This window comes from Mycobacterium sp. TH-M116, from assembly GCF_057473685.1.
The window spans coordinates 1-16,220 of the sequence record NZ_JBYCLC010000368.1; the positions used below are offsets into that span (position 1 = coordinate 1).

Below are 16,220 nucleotides of genomic sequence, written 5' to 3' on the forward strand. Positions count from 1 at the left end.
GGGAACAGCACCGCGCTCGGGGCGACCGGCGGGGCCGGCGGGCCCGCCGGGCTGTTCGGCACCGGCGGCACCGGCGGCACCGGGGGCCCTGGTGGGCTCGGCGGGGCCGGCGGGGCCGGCGGACTGCTCTGGGGTGCCCCCGGGGCGAGCGGTGCGGCAGGCACTGCCGCCCCCGACTCAGTGACATTGACGTTGTCAGATGAGCGCCTGGTCACGACCCTCTCGGTCGGCAGCAACGGGCCCACCGATCAGGTGATCGTCGACACCGGGTCAACCGGCCTGGTACTGCCGCCCCAAGACGTCAACACGTCCAGCCTCACCTACACCGGGCAGACGGGCACCGCAACGTACGGCGACGGCGGGGACTATCTGACCGAAACCTACAAGATCTACGACGGGACAGTGAACTTCGGCAACGGAATTTCGACCTCGTCGAACACCCCGATCGCCGTCGTGCAGACGATGACCGAAGGCGGTCGCCCCGATCCGGCCTCGCAGGCGCCCGCGGTCTTGGGGATCGGGGTCGACGACGGCGGGCCGATGGTGGGTGCCAGCCCGGTGCAGTATCTGTCCGGCAGCCTCGGCCAGGGCGTGCTGCTCGACGAACCCGCCGGGACGATGACATTCGGGGCCGTCGCGCCGTCGTCGTCGACCCCGTACACGACGGGCGCACCGGCCGGCACCCTGGAAATCAGCATCGACGGCGGGACCCCGGTGCCGACGCAGGATGCGTTCATCGATTCCGGCGGGTTGTACGGCGACATGCCGACCAACCTCAACGCCCCCAGCAGCGGCGGCTACGTGGATGCCGGAACGACCATCACCGTCGAGAACAGCAGCGGCACGGTGCTGTACACGGCGACCGTGGGCTCGGACCAGATGTCGGTCGTGTCGAGTGCGGCGGGCGGCGACTTCAACAGCGGAATCGCCCCGTTCCTGGAAGGCCCCGTCTACCTCTCCTACAGCCCTGCCGGAACCGGGACGATGTACTTCGGCACCTGACCGTCGTGCTGGCCGGGCTGCCCACTTTCCGGTGCGGATGGGAAGCTCATGTGGTGGACCAGACCCCGGTGTTCGAATTCGCCGACGTCGTCGTGGAACGGGCCGGGGTGCGGGCCCTGGACGGGTTCACCGCCGCCGTCCCCGGACGGGGGGTGACGGCGATATTCGGGCCGTCCGGTTCGGGCAAGTCGACCGTGCTGCGCCTGTGCAACCGGCTGGAGCTGCCGACCAGCGGCCGAGTGTCGTTCTGCGACAACGACATCTCCGAGATCGACCCGTTGGCACTGCGACGACGGGTGGGCATGTGCTTCCAGCGCCCGACGCCGTTCCCCGGCACCGTGGCCGACAACCTGCGCATCGCCGACCCGGACGCCTCCGACGCGCGGATGCGCGAGACGCTGGAGCGCGTCGCGTTGACCGAGCCGGGGACCGGGTCGGGGAGCCGCTCATGGCTTGGCCGTGACGCGACCGCGCTGTCGGGCGGGGAGGCGCAGCGCATGTGCCTGGCCCGCACCCTGATGGCCCGACCGCAGGTGCTGCTGCTGGACGAACCCACCTCCGCGGTGGACGCCGAGGCGGCCGGCGTGATCGAGCGCGCGGTACGCCGGCTCGCCGACGATGACGGCATCCCGGCCATCTGGGTCACCCACGACGCGGCGCAGGCCGCACGGGCCGCCGATCGGGTGCTGTGGATCGAGCGGGGCCGCTGCCTGGGCTTCGGGCCCGTCGCCCCGGGGAACGGGTCACGATGAGCGGGCAGGTCGGTTGGGTCGGGCTGGCGACGTCGCTGGCACTGGTCGCCGTGGCGGCGGCGGTGTCACTGTGGCAGCGGCTGGGCCTGGAGCGTCAGGTGCTGTGGGCGGCGGCCCGCGCCCTGGTCCAGTTGCTGCTGGTGGGCGGCGCCCTGACGTTGCTGTTCGAGCCGGGTCGTTCGCTGTGGTGGTCGTGGGCCTGGATCGCGGGCATGGTCGGCTATGCCGGCGACGTCGCCCGTCGGCGGGCACCGGAGGTGCCCCGGTTGGCGCCGCTGGCGATCGTCGCGTTCACCGCGGCGGCGGCGATCACGCTGGGGGTGATCTTCGGGATGCGGGTGTTCCCCCTGCAGGCACGGACCGTGGTCCCGATCGCCGGGATGATGATCGGCAACTCGATGACGGCCATGGTGCTGGTGGCCCGGCGCCTGGTCGACGAGTTGCGTGACAAGCGCGACGAGGTGGAGGCCAGGCTGGCCCTGGGGCAGCCGTCCCGGCAGGCCGCCACGCCGTACCTGCGCGTCGCGTTGCGCTCGGCGATCAGCCCGCAGATCGAAACCACGAAGGCCACCGGCCTGGTGTTCCTGCCGGGCGCCATGACCGGGCTGATCCTGGCCGGTGTGCCCCCGGTTCAGGCCGTGCTCGTGCAGGCGGTGGTGATGTTCCTCATCCTGGGATCGGTCGCGGCGACCACCGTCGTGGTCGCCCTGGGCCTGGTGCGTCTGGTGTTCACCCGCGATCACCGGCTGCTGCCGCTGGGCCGCCGCTCCGGCGCCGCTGCCCCCGCCGGCGGCCGGACCCGGTAACGGGCCACCGACCGCCCGCCCGCCCGCCTTGCCTTGCCTTGCCTTGCCTTGCCAAGGCCCGGCACCGGTTACTAGGATATGCAAGTATCCGCTCGAGCGACGCCACTCACACCCAAAGGCACCCATGACCACACAGATCCCCCACTTCATCGACGGGAAGCGCACCACCGGGCAGTCCACCCGCACCGCCGATGTCTTCAACCCCAGCACCGGTCAGGTGCAGGCCCGGGTCGCGATGGCGGGCAAGACCGACGTCGACGCCGCCGTGGCGTCGGCCGTCGAAGCCCAAAAAGTCTGGGCGGCATGGAATCCGCAGCGCCGCGCCCGCGTGATGATGAAGTTCGTCGAGCTGGTCAACGACCACATGGACGAGCTCGCCGAGCTGCTGTCCCTCGAACACGGCAAGACCCTGCCCGACGCGCGCGGCGACATCCAGCGCGGCATCGAGGTGATCGAGTTCGCGATCGGGATACCCCATCTGCTCAAGGGCGAGTACAGCGAGGGCGCCGGTCCGGGCATCGACGTGTACTCGCTGCGCCAGCCGCTCGGTGTCGTCGCGGGCATCACCCCGTTCAACTTCCCGGCGATGATCCCGCTCTGGAAGGCCGGCCCGGCCCTGGCCTGCGGCAACGCCTTCGTGCTCAAGCCCAGCGAACGCGACCCGTCGGTTCCGCTGCGCCTGGCCGAGCTGTTCGGAGAAGCCGGCCTACCGCCGGGGGTGTTCCAGGTCGTGCACGGCGACAAGGAGGCCGTCGACGCCATCCTGGCGCACCCCGACATCCAGGCCGTCGGGTTCGTCGGCAGCTCCGACATCGCCCAGTACATCTACTCCACCGCCGCGGCCACCGGAAAACGCGCGCAGTGCTTCGGCGGCGCCAAGAACCACATGATCGTGATGCCCGACGCGGACCTCGACCAGGCCGTCGACGCGCTGATCGGCGCCGGCTACGGCAGCGCCGGCGAACGCTGCATGGCGATCAGCGTCGCCGTGCCAGTCGGCGAGCAGACCGCGCAACGGTTGCGCGCCCGCCTCGTCGAGCGGATCAACAACCTGCGCGTGGGCCACGGCCTGGACCCCAAGGCCGACTACGGGCCACTGGTCACCGAGGCCGCGCTGGCCCGGGTGCGCGACTACATCGCCCAGGGCGTGTCCGCCGGGGCGGAGATCGTCATCGACGGCCGCGAGCGGGCCAGCGACGACATGACGTTCGGGGACACCAGCCTCGAGGGCGGCTTCTTCATCGGCCCGACGCTGTTCGACCACGTCACCCCCGGCATGTCGATCTACACCGACGAGATCTTCGGACCCGTGCTGTGCATGGTCCGGGCCAAAAACTACGAAGAAGCGCTGGCGCTTCCGTCGGCGCACGAGTACGGCAACGGCGTGGCGATCTTCACCCGCGACGGCGACTCCGCCCGCGACTTCGTCTCCCGCGTGCAGGTGGGCATGGTGGGGGTCAACGTGCCGATCCCGGTTCCGGTGGCCTACCACACCTTCGGCGGCTGGAAGCGCTCCGGCTTCGGCGACCTCAACCAGCACGGTCCGGCGTCGATCCAGTTCTACACCAAGGTCAAGACAGTCACGTCGCGGTGGCCGTCCGGCATCAAAGACGGCGCCGAATTCGTCATCCCGACAATGGATTAGGGCTCTTGAGTCCATGGAACTCTTCGCGCTCAACGACGACGAACGGGTGATCACCGAAACGGCCGCCGCGTTCGCCGCCAAACGCCTCGCCCCGCACGCCCTGGAATGGGATGCTGCGCAGCACTTTCCGATCGACGTGCTGCGCGAGGCCGCCGATCTCGGCATGGCGGCCATCTATTGCCGCGACGACGTGGGCGGCAGCGGGCTGCACCGCCTCGACGGGGTCCGCATCTTCGAGCAGCTTGCCGTCGCGGACCCGACGACCGCCGCGTTCCTGTCCATCCACAACATGTGCGCGTGGATGATCGACTGCTACGGCACCGAAGAACAACGCAAGATCTGGGTTCCGCGGCTGGCGTCGATGGACGTCATCGCCAGCTACTGCCTCACCGAGCCGGGTGTCGGTTCCGACGCCGGCGCGCTGAGCACCCGCGCCGTCAAGCAGGGGGGCGATTACGTCCTCGACGGTGTCAAGCAGTTCATCTCCGGCGCGGGCGCCTCCGACGTCTATGTGGTGATGGCCCGCACGGGCGGCCCAGAAAATCCGGGCCCCCGCGGCATCTCGACCTTCATCGTCGAAAAGGGCTCTGCGGGGCTGAGTTTCGGCGCGCCGGAACAGAAGATGGGTTGGCACGCCCAACCCACCGCGCAGGTGATCCTCGACGGGGTGCGGGTGCCCGCCGACGCGATGCTCGGGGGCGCCGCCGGCGAGGGCGCCGGCTTCGGCATCGCGATGAACGGCCTCAACGGCGGCCGCCTCAACATCGCGGCGTGCTCGCTCGGCGGCGCGCAGGGCGCCTTCGACAAGGCTGGCTCCTATGTGCGCGAGCGCCAGGCGTTCGGCTCCGCGCTGATCGACGAACCGACCATCCGCTTCACCCTGGCCGACATGGCCACCGCGCTGCAGACGTCGCGACTGTTGCTGTGGCGGGCCGCCACCGCCCTGGACGCCGACGACGCCGACAAGGTCGAGCTGTGCGCGATGGCCAAGCGCTACGTCACCGACGCGTGCTACGACGTCGCCGACAAGGCCCTGCAGCTGCACGGCGGCTACGGCTACCTGCGCGAGTACGGCCTGGAGAAGATCGTGCGCGACCTGCGCGTGCACCGGATCCTGGAGGGGACCAACGAGATCATGCGGGTGGTCATCGGCCGGGCCGAGGCCGCACGGTTCCGGGCCACCGCGTAGAAAGGCGCCATGACCAACGTTTCCCGCGTCGCGTTCCTGGGACTGGGCCACATGGGCGGACCCATGTCGGCGAATCTCGTTGCCGCCGGCCACACCGTGCGCGGGTTCGATCCGGTGCCCGCATCGGCGACGGCCGCGGCCGGCAACGGCGTGACGGTGTTCGACAACGCCGCGCACGCCGTCGCCGGGGCCGACGTCGTCGTCACCATGCTGCCCACCGGCGAGGTGGTCAAGCGCTGCTACGCCGAGGTACTGCCGGCCGCGCGGGCCGGTGCGCTGTTCATCGACAGCTCCACGATCTCGGTCGACGACGCGCGGGAGGTCCACGCGCTGGCGGAATCGCACGGGATAGCCCAGTTGGACGCGCCGGTGTCGGGTGGGGTGAAGGGCGCCGCCGCGGGGACCCTGGCGTTCATGGTGGGCGGCGAGGCATCCGCGCTGCAGCGGGCGCGGCCGGTGCTGGAACCGATGGCGGGCAAGATCATCCACTGCGGCGGGGCCGGGGCCGGGCAGGCCGCCAAAGTCTGCAACAACATGGTGCTGGCCGTGCAGCAGATCGCCATCGGCGAGGCGTTCGTGCTGGCGGAGAGGCTCGGGTTGTCGGCGCAGTCGCTGTTCGACGTCATCACCGGCGCGACCGGCAACTGCTGGGCGGTGCACACCAATTGCCCGGTGCCGGGCCCGGTTCCCGCCTCACCGGCCAACAACGACTTCAGGCCGGGATTTGCGGCTGCGCTGATGAACAAGGACCTGCACCTCGCGATGGATGCCGTGGCCTCGACCGGCTCGTCGGCACCGCTGGGCAGTCACGCCGCCGAGATGTACGCGGAGTTCATCGCGTCCGATCCCTCGCACGCCGACAAAGACTTCAGCGCCGTCATCGAGATGCTGCGCGGTTAGAAGTCGCCGGCGTTGCGGCGCAACGTCTCGATCGCCGACACCAGGGCCTGGGATGCGGCGGCGTCCATGCCGATCTCGGCGAACACCTGCTCGTTGAGCGTCACGGTGGCGTCCTCGACCGTGGAGCGGCCCAGCTCGGTGATCTGCACCAGCGTCGTGCGCCCGTCGGTGGGATGCGGCACCCGCTTGACCAGCCCGTCGGCCTCCAGCCGGCGGATCGCGTGGGTCACGCTGGTGACGTGCACCTGCAGCCGGTCGGACGCCTTGGTGATCGGCAGCGCCCCGGTGCGACTGAACGCCAGCAGCCGCAGCAGTTCGTACCGCGAGAAGCTCAGATCGTAAGGGCGCAAAGCGTTCTCGACGCGGGCCAGCAGAATCTGATGAGCTCGCATCACCGAGGTCACCGCAACCATGCCCGGCGCCACGTGGCCCCATCCGGCGCGCTCCCAATTGGCCCGCGCCGCGGCGATCGGGTCCGGTTTGGGCAGTCTCGAGGCGGTCACGTCCCCTTTCTTACCGCGTCTACATCGAACGCTGCAGCAGGACCTGCCCGTTGTCGGCGGAAACCACCTGCACGGCGGCGATCTGGTCGACCGGCGTCGAGATGCTGCCGGCCGGCGTCGCGGTGTGCCCGGGCACGGCGACCCAGGTCGCCAGCCGGGTCTGGCTGCCGTCGCGGCCCACCACCACCATCGCCAGGGTGTCGTGGTGCGCGGTGAGCGGGGCCAGGCACACGCAGTCCAGGTTGATGGACGTCCCCCAGTTCCGGTCGCTGACCTGCACCGTGGAGGCCAGCAGGGTGGTGCCGACCTGTGCCATCTGCTGCGCCGACGCACTCACCTGCGGCTCAGGGGCCGACGGATGACCATGTACGCCGACGAACACGCCGACCCCCAGTACCGCGGCCGCGGCCGACGCGGCCACCCATGTGGCCAGGCGCGCGCGGCGGCGCCGGAAGCGCACCGCCGCCAGCAGCGACGGCAACAGCGCCGGTGACATCTCCGGGGCCGTCGGGAGCGGGCCCGACTCGACGAGCCCGGCCACCTCGTCGCGGTCCAGCCGCGACAGCAGGGCCGGCACGCCGCTCAGGTCGGCGACGGCGTCCCGGCACGACCGGCAACCGGCCATGTGCGCCTCGAATTCGCGGCGTTCGGCGGCGCACAGCGAGCCCAGCACGTAGGCGGCATCCCACATCGCGTACCGGTCACACGGCGGACCGGCATCCCCTGGCTGCGGGTTCATCTCATCCATCTCCTGTTCCTCATGCGCTAGCGGGTGACCCCGAGTTCCTGCAGGGTCAGGCGCAGCGCCCGTACTGCGTAGTGCAGCCGCGACTTCACCGTTCCCTCGGCGATCTGCAGGTCCGCGGCGATCTGAGCGGTGGTCCAGCCGCGGTAGTAGGACCTGTCGATCACGGCTCGGTGTTCGGCGGACAGCTGGGCCATCGCCTCGGCGATCAACAGCCGGTCCAGCGCCGCGTTGACCTCGTCGGGGGTGGACTGCTCGGGCGCTCCGTCCTCGTCGGTGGAGCCGACGACATGGCGGGACCGGGCGCTGCGCCGGTCGTCGATGATCATGTTGCGGGCGACGGTGAACATCCACGCCCGCGAAGATCGTTCAGCATCGCCGATGATCTCCGGATGCTGCCACGCCCGCAGCAGCGTTTCCTGGACGACGTCCTCGGCGTGACTCGCGTCGCCGGTCAGCCGCAGCGCGTAACGCCACAGCACCGCCGCGTGTTCGTCGTAGATCGCCTTCATCACCGCGGCCTCGGTAGCCCCCGTGGCCGCCCCGTTGCCAGCAACCCGACCCACTCGATCACCTCCGCCTGGTAAAACGAGCCGCCGGGGCGGTTGGTTCACGCGGGCCTCAAGCCGGCCTTACCCGGGTAGCGTCAGGATGCGTGGCCCGTCTTCGGTGGCGGCGACCGTGTGCTCCCAGTGTGCTGCGCGGGAGCCGTCGGAGGTGGTGACCGTCCACTCGTCGTCGAGCACCACTGTCTTTCCCGTGCCGAGCGTCAGCATCGGTTCGATGGCCAGCACCGAACCGGGCGCCAGCAACGGGCCCCGCCCCGGGGCGCCCTCGTTGGGCAGGAAGGGGTCCATGTGCATCTGCCGGCCGATGCCGTGGCCACCGTAGCCCTCCACGATCCCGAACCGGCGCCCGTGGCGACGCTCGGCCGCGCGGGTCCCCGTCTCGATCGCGTGCGCGACGTCGGTCAGCCGGTTGCCGACGACCATCGCCGCGATCCCGGCCTCCAGCGACTCTCGGGTCGCCGCCGAGAGCGCCTCGTCGGCGGGCCGCAGCGTGCCCACGCCGAAAGTGATCGCGGCGTCTCCGTGCCAACCGGCCAGCACCGCCCCGCAGTCGATGGACACCAGGTCACCGGGGGCCAGGATTTCGGCGGCCGACGGGATGCCGTGGACGACCCGGTCGTTGACCGATGCGCAGATCGACGCCGGGTAGCCGTGATATCCCAGGAAAGACGGCGTCGCCCCGGCGCCGCGGATCACCGCAATGGCGATCTCGTCGAGGCTCAACGTCGACACCCCGGGAATCGCCGCCGCACGGACGGCGTGCAGGGCGGCGGCGACGACGGCGCCGGCCGCCGCCATCGCGTCCAGTTCGGCGGCGCTGCGCTGCGGCACGACCCGGCGACTGCGCAGTCGGGCCAGCGGTGTCATGGTGGTTCGCCCGAAATCGTTATCGGCCCAGGGCTCGCAGCGCGCGGGTGAACACCTCGTCCATCGAGCCGACGGCGTCGACGGTCTTCAGTTGCTCGCGGTAGTACTCCAGCAGCGGCGCCGTTTCCTCGCGGTAGACCTTCATCCGGTTGAGAATGACGTCGTCGGTGTCGTCGGCCCGCCCGCGTGCCTTGAGCCGCCCCAACAACTCGTCCTGCGACACCCGGAACTCCAGCACCGCGTCGATGTCGGTGCCGCGGCGTCGGAGCATCTCGTGCAGCGCCTCGGCCTGCTGCAGCGAGCGCGGGTATCCGTCGAGGATGAACCCGCCCGCGGCGTCCGGGTCGCAGAGCCGGTTGTCGACGAGCTGGTTGGTCAACTCGGCGGGCACCAGGTCGCCGGCGTCCAGGTAGCGCTTGGCCTCCAGGCCGAGTTCGGTGCCCTCGCCGATGTTGCGCCGAAACAACTCGCCGGTCGAGATCTGCGGGACTCCCAGCTTCGCAGCGAGCTTCTCCGCTTGCGTGCCCTTGCCCGCCCCCGGCGGCCCCAGCAAAACGAGTCTCACTTGAGGAACCCTTCGTAGTTGCGCTGCATGAGCTGACTCTCGATTTGTTTGACCGTATCCAACCCGACGCCGATCATGATCAGCACGGCCGTACCACCGAACGGCAGGTTCTGCACCGCCCCGCCGTTGCCGATCTGCAGGAACAGGTTGGGCAGCACAGCGATCGCGCCCAGGTAGATCGAGCCCGGCAGCGTGATCCTGCTCAGCACGTAGCGCAGGTAGTCGGCGGTGGGCTTGCCCGGCCGGATGCCGGGGATGAAACCGCCGAACTTCTTCATCTCGTCGGCACGCTCGTCGGGATTGAAGGTGATCGACACGTAGAAGTACGTGAAGAAGATGATCAGCCCGAAATAGATGGCGATGTAGACCGGGTCGCTCGGGTCGGACAGGTAGGTACTGACGAACTTGTCCCACCAGCTGCTGCCCAGCCCGCCGCTGCCGCTGCGGATCAGCTGGGTTACCAGGTGCGGAATGTAGATCAGCGACGACGCGAAGATGACCGGGATGACGCCGGCCTGGTTGACCTTGAGCGGCAGGTAGGTCGAGGTCCCACCGTACATGCGGCGGCCCACCATGCGCTTGGCGTACTGCACCGGGATCCGGCGTTGGCCCTGCTCGACGAACACCACGCCCACGATGATGCCCAGCGCGGCGACCAGCACGGCGGTGAAGATGACACCGCCGCGGCTGTCCAGGATGGTCTTGCCCTCGGACGGAATGCGCGCGGCGATGCCGACGAAGATCAGCAGCGACATGCCGTTGCCGATACCGCGTTCGGTGATCAGCTCGCCCATCCACATCACCAGCGCCGCCCCGCCCGTCATCACCATCACGATGACGACCAGCGTGAAGATGCTCTGGTCGGCGATGATGTCCAGCGAGCAGCCCTGCAGCAGCCCCCCGTTGGCCGCCAGCGCCACGATGCTGGTGGCCTGCAGGACGGCCAGCGCGACAGCCAGGTAGCGGGTGTACTGGGTCATCTTGGCCTGGCCGGACTGGCCTTCTTTGCGCAACTCCTCGAAACGCGGGATGACGACGGTGAGCAACTGCACGATGATGCTGGCCGTGATGTAGGGCATCACACCCACCGCGAACACCGTGAGCTTGAGCAGCGCCCCGCCGGAGAAAAGATTGATCAGCGAGTAGATCTGCCCGGCCTCGCCGCCGGTGGCCTCTTTGATGCACTGCTGCACGTTGGGGTAGTTGACGCCGGGAGACGGCAGGGCGGCGCCGAGGCGGTAGAGCAGCAGAATGCCCAGGGTGAAGAGGATCTTCCGTCTCAGGTCGACTGTTCGCAGCGACGAGATGAAAGCCGAGAGCACTCTGTCCTCCTGCGCAGTCGAGGGCCATCCTGGTCACGCGCCCAACACCCGCAAGCCTGGACGTACGGCCGACTCGATCTACAGCGCGTCAAATCGTGTACGAGACTAACAGCCGATCTGTGCAGTTTCGTCAGCGGGCCGTCTCGCCTGCGGCGTACTGCAAAGTCCCGGAAATTCGTTATGTCTGCTAAACATAGGTACTGGAGGCCCCGGGACGTCCCCGGGGGGGCATGAACACCGGGGAGATGAACCACCATGACGCGCAGTGATCACGACAGTTGGGACCTGGCCTCCAGTGTCGGCGCCACGGCCACCATGGTCGCCGCGGCCCGCGCCCTGGCCAGCCAGGGGTCCGACCCGATCATCGACGACCCGTTCGCGGCGCCGTTGGTGCGGGCTGTCGGGCTCGACTTCTTCCGCCGACTGGTCGACGGCGAGGTGGTCCCCGAGGCGCGCGCGGACGGCGAGCGGGACGTGCAGCTGGAAACCGACTCGATCGCGGTGCGCACCCGCTTCTTCGACGACTTCTTCCTCAACGCGGCGCGCGACGGCATCCGACAAGCGGTGATCCTGGCCGCCGGGCTCGACGCGCGCGCCTACCGGCTCAGTTGGCCGCCCTGCAGTGTGGTGTACGAGGTCGATCAACCCAAGGTCGTCGACTTCAAGAGCACCGCGATGGCGAACTTGGGCGCCACCCCGACCGCGGAACGGCGGACCGTAGCCGTCGACCTGCGGGAAGACTGGCCGGAAGCATTGCGGCGCAGCGGATTTGACACCAACCAACCAACATCCTGGAGCGCCGAGGGTCTGCTGATGTACCTTCCGCCGCAAGCCCAGGACCGGCTGTTCGACAACATCACCGGGCTCAGCGCCCCCGGAAGCAAGCTGGCCACCGAATTCCACGGGGATGCGGGCCGCACCATGAGCGAACGAGCGAAGCAGTTCAACGACCGGTGGGCCAAAGCGGGCTGCGACATCGACTTGTCGGGACTGTTTTTCGACGGCGAGCGCAGCGACGTCGTCGACTACCTGACCGGTGCGGGCTGGCAGGTCAGCACCCGGCCCCGGCGTGAACTCTTCGCCGACTACGGCCTGGTCTACCCGGACGACGAGGAATCCCAGCTCCGCAACATCGTCGCCGTCACCGCAACGCTGCGCTGAACCCGACGGCCGTCCGGCGGCATCGGGTTGCACAGGTCGGGGGGTGTTGATCAGTGAGTTGTGCTGCCGTGTTCGCGCGGGCCAGTTCCCCAGGGGCCGGCGAACGTGAGCCGAGTCGGGTGGTGGCTGATGGCCACAGCGGCGACGACGATGCGCAGGTGCGCTTCGATGGATTGGCGGAGGCGGTGTCAGTCACCTCCATCGGGGCGGTAATCGGCCGCGGGGATGACGCCGGAAGGGCGCGCCGTCTTTCGTGAAGAGCGATGGGGATTGACGGCGCACTCTTGTCGGCTATGGCTCGAACCCTGCGGTGTTTGCTTACCCGGGGCGCTTGAATACGTCGCGCTCGAGCCGCGCCAGACGTTCGGCGACGGTTCCTGATTCTGCCGGCACCGACGTTTCCCGTCCATTTCGAGCTCGAGATCACCACGACCGACCGGGCGGAGGCGACAGCGGCGTCTGGTACCAACCCCCGACGAACTTACGGGGAAGGCCGCTTAGTGTATGAGACGGTTTCAGCCAAAAGGAGGCACCGTTGAGCGAGCACGAAGTAAAAATGGTCATCTTGTCCACCGACGATCTCGACGAGTCGATCCGGTTCTACAGCGAGACGCTGGGCATGCCGCTGAAGTTTCGCGACGGAACCCATTTTGCGGCCCTCGACGGCGGGCCGGTAACCCTCGCGCTGGCCACCGCGGTGGACCACCCCATCCACGGACAGGTCGTCGTCGGCATCAAGACCGCCGATGTCGACGCCGCGGCAAAGGCGGTGGAGGACAGTGGCGGCGGCATCGTGAAAGGCCCGTACGACGACGCACACGAACGCCGTGCCGTGGTCTATGACAACAAGGGCAACGGCCTCGTCTTCTACAAGCCGCTGGCCAGGTGAAAGAAGCTGTGCCGCAATGTGATTACGCCTACGTCCCGTGAACCGGCGGCGCGCCGGATGGTGGTGGCTGTGGCGCGCCGGCCCTACGGCAGCACCGTGTGCATCAGCATCACGTCGTAGGCCGACCACAGCGACAGGTTGAAGTACAGGTCCTTGCCCGACGACCAGGGGTGGATCATCGGCGCGTAGATGCCGCCGGGCATCTGGAACGACGACACGAGCGGCTGCTCGGGGCTCCACGGCCCCTGGGGCGCCGGCGCCGTCCTTGCCACGACGTCGTTGCTGGCGCCGTTGGTGTAGAGCACCAGATACTGCCTGAGGTAGTCGTTGTACTGCGCTGACATCTCCCCGACAGGACCCGGGATGACCGGAGTCGCGGCCCCCGGATTGGCCGGAACCCAGGCGTTCGAGTCGCCGTTCCAGTACTGATATTTGCTCAGGTCCGGCAGGACACCCGGCTGAACCCGGGCCAGATAAGCGTTACCACCTCGCCCGGACGGGGTCCCGAACGAGTACAGGTAACCGTCGTTGCCCTTCATGAACGCCCCCATCTGGAAATTCTCGTTTCCCGGGACAAAATTGACGCCCGGGATCGCATCCGGTGAGGCCGTGCGGATGGTTCCGGGGTAGACCCCCCAAGTTTGGCCGTTGTCAAGCGATCTCGCGATCGCCGAATAGTTGGTCGACCACTCGCCGTCACGGCCCCATCGCCGGATGGACATGTAGCTCATGAACTGGGTCCGGCCGATGGAAATGGCCGCGGTGGGAATGATCCCCGTCTCGTGCGGGGCCTTGTGGATACTGTTGACGACCTGCTTGGAAAGGCCCGAGGTCCACACCGGGGAACCGGAGTACCTGTTGTTGGGCACGCCGTCGGCGACGTGGATTCCTTGGGACAAATCGTGATCCGAACTGCGGAACAGCGTGTTGTAACGCCATTGCTGGCCGTGCACGCTGCAGTAGCCGAATGTGTCACCGAACGCCATGAGGACCTGGTGATTGGCGGGATCCCCGTTGTCCCAGACGATCCCGAGGTCGGTTCCTGAGATGCCGAACCGTTGGAGGGTGTTGTTGGGACTGTTGACTCCGGTCACGAAGTCGACCAGAGATGTCGGGGACCCCGCAATCGAGGGCACTTCAGCCTCCGGTAGCGGCGCCGGCGGCTTCGCCGGTGCGGCGTTCGGCGCCAGCTGCTTGGCGTTCGGCGGCTGCGGAGCAGGGGGGTTGGGTCCGGGCGGAGCGACCCCCGCCTGCGGCTGCAGGGGGGCGACGTATTGCGTGTTCGGAGCAACGGGCTTGAGCATCGACGCGATCAGCGGACCCAGCTTCGGCAGCGGCGCGTTGTCGTTGGTGTGCGCGGGCCGGCGACCCGTGGGTGGTTGCACGACGGGCCCAGGCGCCGGCATCGCCGGCTGCATGTGGGGCGGCGGAATATTCGCTTCCGGCGCATTGCAAGGCGTGGCGGTCGCCGACGGTGCGGTCCCTATCGCGACGGTGAGTCCGATAGCAGCCGCCGACGCCATCGAAAGCGCCATGCTTCGAAGAATCGCCGACATCGAAGACCTTTCCGCGAGCAGAACCTCGCATTGACGCCGCAGTTGGCAAATGTGACGATAGTGATCTGCGGGACGGTTGTGACCAGTGATTTGCTGATAGGTACGCATCCGTGACCGTGTCGAAACTCGGCGGTACGCGGCCCCTTGTCCGCACGAAGGCGAACTCATCGAGGCGCGCCACCACGGCCCGAGCCGAACCCTGCCATGGTGCACACTGGTGGCTGGGTTTGCACGCTCCGACGCGCGGCCGTGTTGCCCGGCAGATCGGAGAAGACGTGGACGACCAGAAGCCCCACCGCGCAACGCACTGGCCCGCGCAATTGGCACCCATTGGTGCCGTCCGTTTCGCCCGCCGCTCGCCGAATTTCCTTGAAACGATGCGGTTCTACCGCGATTTGGTTGGCCTGCCGCTCTTTGAGACGTTCGACGCCGGCTACGGCAGCAATGGTGCGATCTTCGGGCTGCCGAGCTGGAACCTGACGCTCGAAATCGTCGAGTCGGTCGAGCCGGTCGCGGTGGCCGACCACGAACAGCTCTGCCTGTATTTTCCCGACCCGCAGGCAATGCAGGCGGCAACTGCGCGACTGCGTGCCGCGGCGGCCGAACCAGTGGCACAGCAACCGTACTGGGAGGCGCACGGGGCGGTCACCTATCAGGACCCCGACGGCCGCGAAGTCGTGTTCGCGCCGTTCGTTTTCGGCGTCAACGAGCCCGCCGGCAGCGCCGACTGGGGCCACCCCGAGTTTCCCTCGTCCTGAAACTCACCGCGCGGGCCCGCCGGACACCGTCGCCGCGATCACGGCCGCCATCGAGCACGCCGCCGCGCACAGCGCGGCCACCGAGCCGACGTAGAGTCCGTATTCGGCCGATACCGGCGGATTGACGTTGAGCTTGTAGTACCACGCCATCAGAGCCAGGATGAGCAGCGAAATGATCAGCGCGGCAATGGAGGCGAATTTCGCCGATAGTCCGCGGCCCACCATCGCCCCAGCCACCAGCAGCGCCGAAGACAGCAACACGATGAGCTGCCCGGCACTGAACCCGGGGGGAAGCCGCAGGCTGCCATGCGTGCCCCCGATGGCGTTGGCCCAGCCTCCGCCGTTGACCGCCGTCGTGAGCCACGGCATCCATGCGCTGGCCGAGATGATCAGCGCGCAGCACACCACCAGCCAACCAGGGCCGAGCCGCCGTGTCACGAGACCCTACATTAGTAGGGGATTCGGACAGCGTTCCAGCTCGCCACACGGCGTCGCGCCGCGGTCAGCGCCGGGTGCGGCCGTCTCCGTGGAAGTCCGGCTGTGTCGAGGGGCCGGTTCCGGTGAAGACCGAAAGGAAGTTCTGCAGCGATTCGTTGATGTCGCTTCGCAACGCCGCGGCGACGATCATGCCGATCGGCCCGAACAGGGCTGGGCCACCGAGGTGGACGTCGAAGCTGACGACGGCCCCCTCTTCCTTGGGCGCCACCTTGGCCATCAGCTTGACCTTGACGCCGCCGACACCGTCGCCGTTGAGGGTCATGCCCTCGGGCGGCTTGTAGCGCACGACCGTCCAGGTGACCCGGTTGTACATCCCCTTGACCTCGACGATCGATTCGACGACGGTACCCTTGACGATCTCGTCGGGTAGTTTGCTGCGCCACACCCGGTGGATGGTCAGCCAGTCCTTGTACCGGGACAGGTCGGAGGCATGCCGCCAGGCCGTCTCCGCGGGCAGGGGTACGTCGATGGATCCCGAGAGTTTCGCCATGGG

At 68.5% G+C, this 16,220-nt stretch carries 18 protein-coding genes; 9 read left to right on the forward strand and 9 right to left on the reverse strand.

The genetic code is table 11. From position 1 onward, the window contains the following. The 6 genes from AC2VOK_RS19035 to mmsB all read left to right on the forward strand — a co-directional run. Positions 1-1,002, forward strand: a 1,002-nt coding sequence (locus AC2VOK_RS19035) for a PecA family PE domain-processing aspartic protease (protein ID WP_428901858.1), incomplete at its 5' end; no start/stop codon positions are given. A gap of 53 nt (positions 1,003-1,055) precedes the next feature. After that, positions 1,056-1,754: an ABC transporter ATP-binding protein gene (locus AC2VOK_RS19040; RefSeq protein WP_428901859.1), complete on the forward strand. Its 699-nt coding sequence runs from the start codon at positions 1,056-1,058 to the stop codon at positions 1,752-1,754. Continuing rightward, entirely contained in the window at positions 1,751-2,560 is an 810-nt protein-coding gene (locus AC2VOK_RS19045) for an ABC transporter permease (protein WP_428901860.1), read from the forward strand. The genes AC2VOK_RS19040 and AC2VOK_RS19045 overlap by 4 nt, the downstream gene beginning before the upstream one ends. Positions 2,561-2,684: 124 nt before the next feature. After that, positions 2,685-4,205, forward strand: a complete 1,521-nt coding sequence (locus tag AC2VOK_RS19050) for a CoA-acylating methylmalonate-semialdehyde dehydrogenase (protein ID WP_428901861.1) — start codon at positions 2,685-2,687, stop codon at positions 4,203-4,205. Positions 4,206-4,218: 13 nt separating this feature from the next. After that, positions 4,219-5,394 carry an acyl-CoA dehydrogenase family protein gene (locus tag AC2VOK_RS19055; RefSeq protein WP_428901862.1) on the forward strand — a complete coding sequence of 392 codons (1,176 nt, stop codon included), beginning with the start codon at positions 4,219-4,221 and terminating at the stop codon, positions 5,392-5,394. 9 nt (positions 5,395-5,403) lie between these two features. After that, a complete protein-coding gene (mmsB, locus tag AC2VOK_RS19060) occupies positions 5,404-6,294 on the forward strand; it encodes a 3-hydroxyisobutyrate dehydrogenase (RefSeq protein ID WP_428901863.1) in 891 nt (296 codons plus the stop codon). On the opposite strand, the gene AC2VOK_RS19065 is transcribed toward mmsB, so the two are convergent. The 6 genes from AC2VOK_RS19065 to secY form a co-directional block, all read right to left on the reverse strand. Further along, complete coding sequence (locus AC2VOK_RS19065) at positions 6,291-6,782, reverse strand: MarR family transcriptional regulator (protein ID WP_428901900.1); 492 nt, start codon at positions 6,780-6,782, stop codon at positions 6,291-6,293. The two genes, mmsB and AC2VOK_RS19065, sit on opposite strands and share 4 nt — an antisense overlap. A 34-nt stretch (positions 6,783-6,816) precedes the next feature. Further along, a complete protein-coding gene (locus tag AC2VOK_RS19070) occupies positions 6,817-7,545 on the reverse strand; it encodes an anti-sigma factor family protein (protein ID WP_428901864.1) in 729 nt (242 codons plus the stop codon). A 17-nt stretch (positions 7,546-7,562) separates the two neighbouring features. Further along, complete coding sequence (locus tag AC2VOK_RS19075) at positions 7,563-8,108, reverse strand: sigma-70 family RNA polymerase sigma factor (RefSeq protein ID WP_428901865.1); 546 nt, start codon at positions 8,106-8,108, stop codon at positions 7,563-7,565. A 66-nt stretch (positions 8,109-8,174) separates the two neighbouring features. Then, positions 8,175-8,978, reverse strand: coding sequence for a type I methionyl aminopeptidase (map, locus tag AC2VOK_RS19080; protein ID WP_428901866.1), 804 nt, complete (start codon positions 8,976-8,978; stop codon positions 8,175-8,177). A gap of 19 nt (positions 8,979-8,997) precedes the next feature. Continuing rightward, positions 8,998-9,543 carry an adenylate kinase gene (locus tag AC2VOK_RS19085; protein WP_428901867.1) on the reverse strand — a complete coding sequence of 182 codons (546 nt, stop codon included), beginning with the start codon at positions 9,541-9,543 and terminating at the stop codon, positions 8,998-9,000. Continuing rightward, the gene (gene secY, locus AC2VOK_RS19090) at positions 9,540-10,865 is read right to left on the reverse strand and encodes a preprotein translocase subunit SecY (RefSeq protein ID WP_421529672.1); all 1,326 of its coding nucleotides are present in this window, start codon (positions 10,863-10,865) and stop codon (positions 9,540-9,542) included. Before secY ends, AC2VOK_RS19085 begins: the two co-directional genes overlap by 4 nt. Positions 10,866-11,120: 255 nt before the next feature. Here secY and AC2VOK_RS19095 point away from each other — a divergent pair, with 255 nt between their 5' ends. Both AC2VOK_RS19095 and AC2VOK_RS19100 read left to right on the forward strand, forming a co-directional pair. Further along, positions 11,121-12,026, forward strand: a complete 906-nt coding sequence (locus AC2VOK_RS19095; protein WP_428901868.1) for a class I SAM-dependent methyltransferase — start codon at positions 11,121-11,123, stop codon at positions 12,024-12,026. A 535-nt stretch (positions 12,027-12,561) separates the two neighbouring features. After that, positions 12,562-12,915 carry a VOC family protein gene (locus AC2VOK_RS19100; RefSeq protein ID WP_421530880.1) on the forward strand — a complete coding sequence of 118 codons (354 nt, stop codon included), beginning with the start codon at positions 12,562-12,564 and terminating at the stop codon, positions 12,913-12,915. A gap of 83 nt (positions 12,916-12,998) precedes the next feature. On the opposite strand, the gene AC2VOK_RS19105 is transcribed toward AC2VOK_RS19100, so the two are convergent. Continuing rightward, on the reverse strand, positions 12,999-14,471 hold the full coding sequence (locus AC2VOK_RS19105) for a glycoside hydrolase family 183 protein (protein ID WP_428901869.1): 1,473 nt from the start codon (positions 14,469-14,471) through the stop codon (positions 12,999-13,001). A 275-nt stretch (positions 14,472-14,746) separates the two neighbouring features. Here AC2VOK_RS19105 and AC2VOK_RS19110 point away from each other — a divergent pair, with 275 nt between their 5' ends. After that, positions 14,747-15,229 (forward strand): VOC family protein, encoded by a 483-nt coding sequence (locus AC2VOK_RS19110; RefSeq protein WP_428901870.1) that lies wholly within the window; start codon positions 14,747-14,749, stop codon positions 15,227-15,229. A 3-nt stretch (positions 15,230-15,232) separates the two neighbouring features. Here the strand turns inward: AC2VOK_RS19110 and AC2VOK_RS19115 are convergent, their stop codons facing one another. Beyond that, a complete protein-coding gene (locus AC2VOK_RS19115; protein WP_428901871.1) occupies positions 15,233-15,667 on the reverse strand; it encodes a hypothetical protein in 435 nt (144 codons plus the stop codon). Between the two features lie 64 nt (positions 15,668-15,731). Continuing rightward, complete coding sequence (locus tag AC2VOK_RS19120; protein WP_428901872.1) at positions 15,732-16,217, reverse strand: type II toxin-antitoxin system Rv0910 family toxin; 486 nt, start codon at positions 16,215-16,217, stop codon at positions 15,732-15,734. Between the last annotated feature and the right edge of the window lie 3 nt (positions 16,218-16,220).

Bases quoted from the DNA above. Each gene is read 5' to 3' on its own strand.
- AC2VOK_RS19045 (WP_428901860.1), top strand. From the start codon at position 1,751: ATGAGCGGGCAGGTCGGTTGGGTCGGGCTGGCGACGTCGCTGGCACTG.
- AC2VOK_RS19050 (WP_428901861.1), top strand. From the start codon at position 2,685: ATGACCACACAGATCCCCCACTTCATCGACGGGAAGCGCACCACCGGG.
- AC2VOK_RS19055 (WP_428901862.1), top strand. From the start codon at position 4,219: ATGGAACTCTTCGCGCTCAACGACGACGAACGGGTGATCACCGAAACG.
- mmsB (WP_428901863.1), top strand. From the start codon at position 5,404: ATGACCAACGTTTCCCGCGTCGCGTTCCTGGGACTGGGCCACATGGGC.
- AC2VOK_RS19070 (WP_428901864.1), bottom strand. From the start codon at position 7,545: ATGGATGAGATGAACCCGCAGCCAGGGGATGCCGGTCCGCCGTGTGAC.
- map (WP_428901866.1), bottom strand. From the start codon at position 8,978: ATGACACCGCTGGCCCGACTGCGCAGTCGCCGGGTCGTGCCGCAGCGC.
- AC2VOK_RS19095 (WP_428901868.1), top strand. From the start codon at position 11,121: ATGACGCGCAGTGATCACGACAGTTGGGACCTGGCCTCCAGTGTCGGC.
- AC2VOK_RS19105 (WP_428901869.1), bottom strand. From the start codon at position 14,471: ATGTCGGCGATTCTTCGAAGCATGGCGCTTTCGATGGCGTCGGCGGCT.
- AC2VOK_RS19120 (WP_428901872.1), bottom strand. From the start codon at position 16,217: ATGGCGAAACTCTCGGGATCCATCGACGTACCCCTGCCCGCGGAGACG.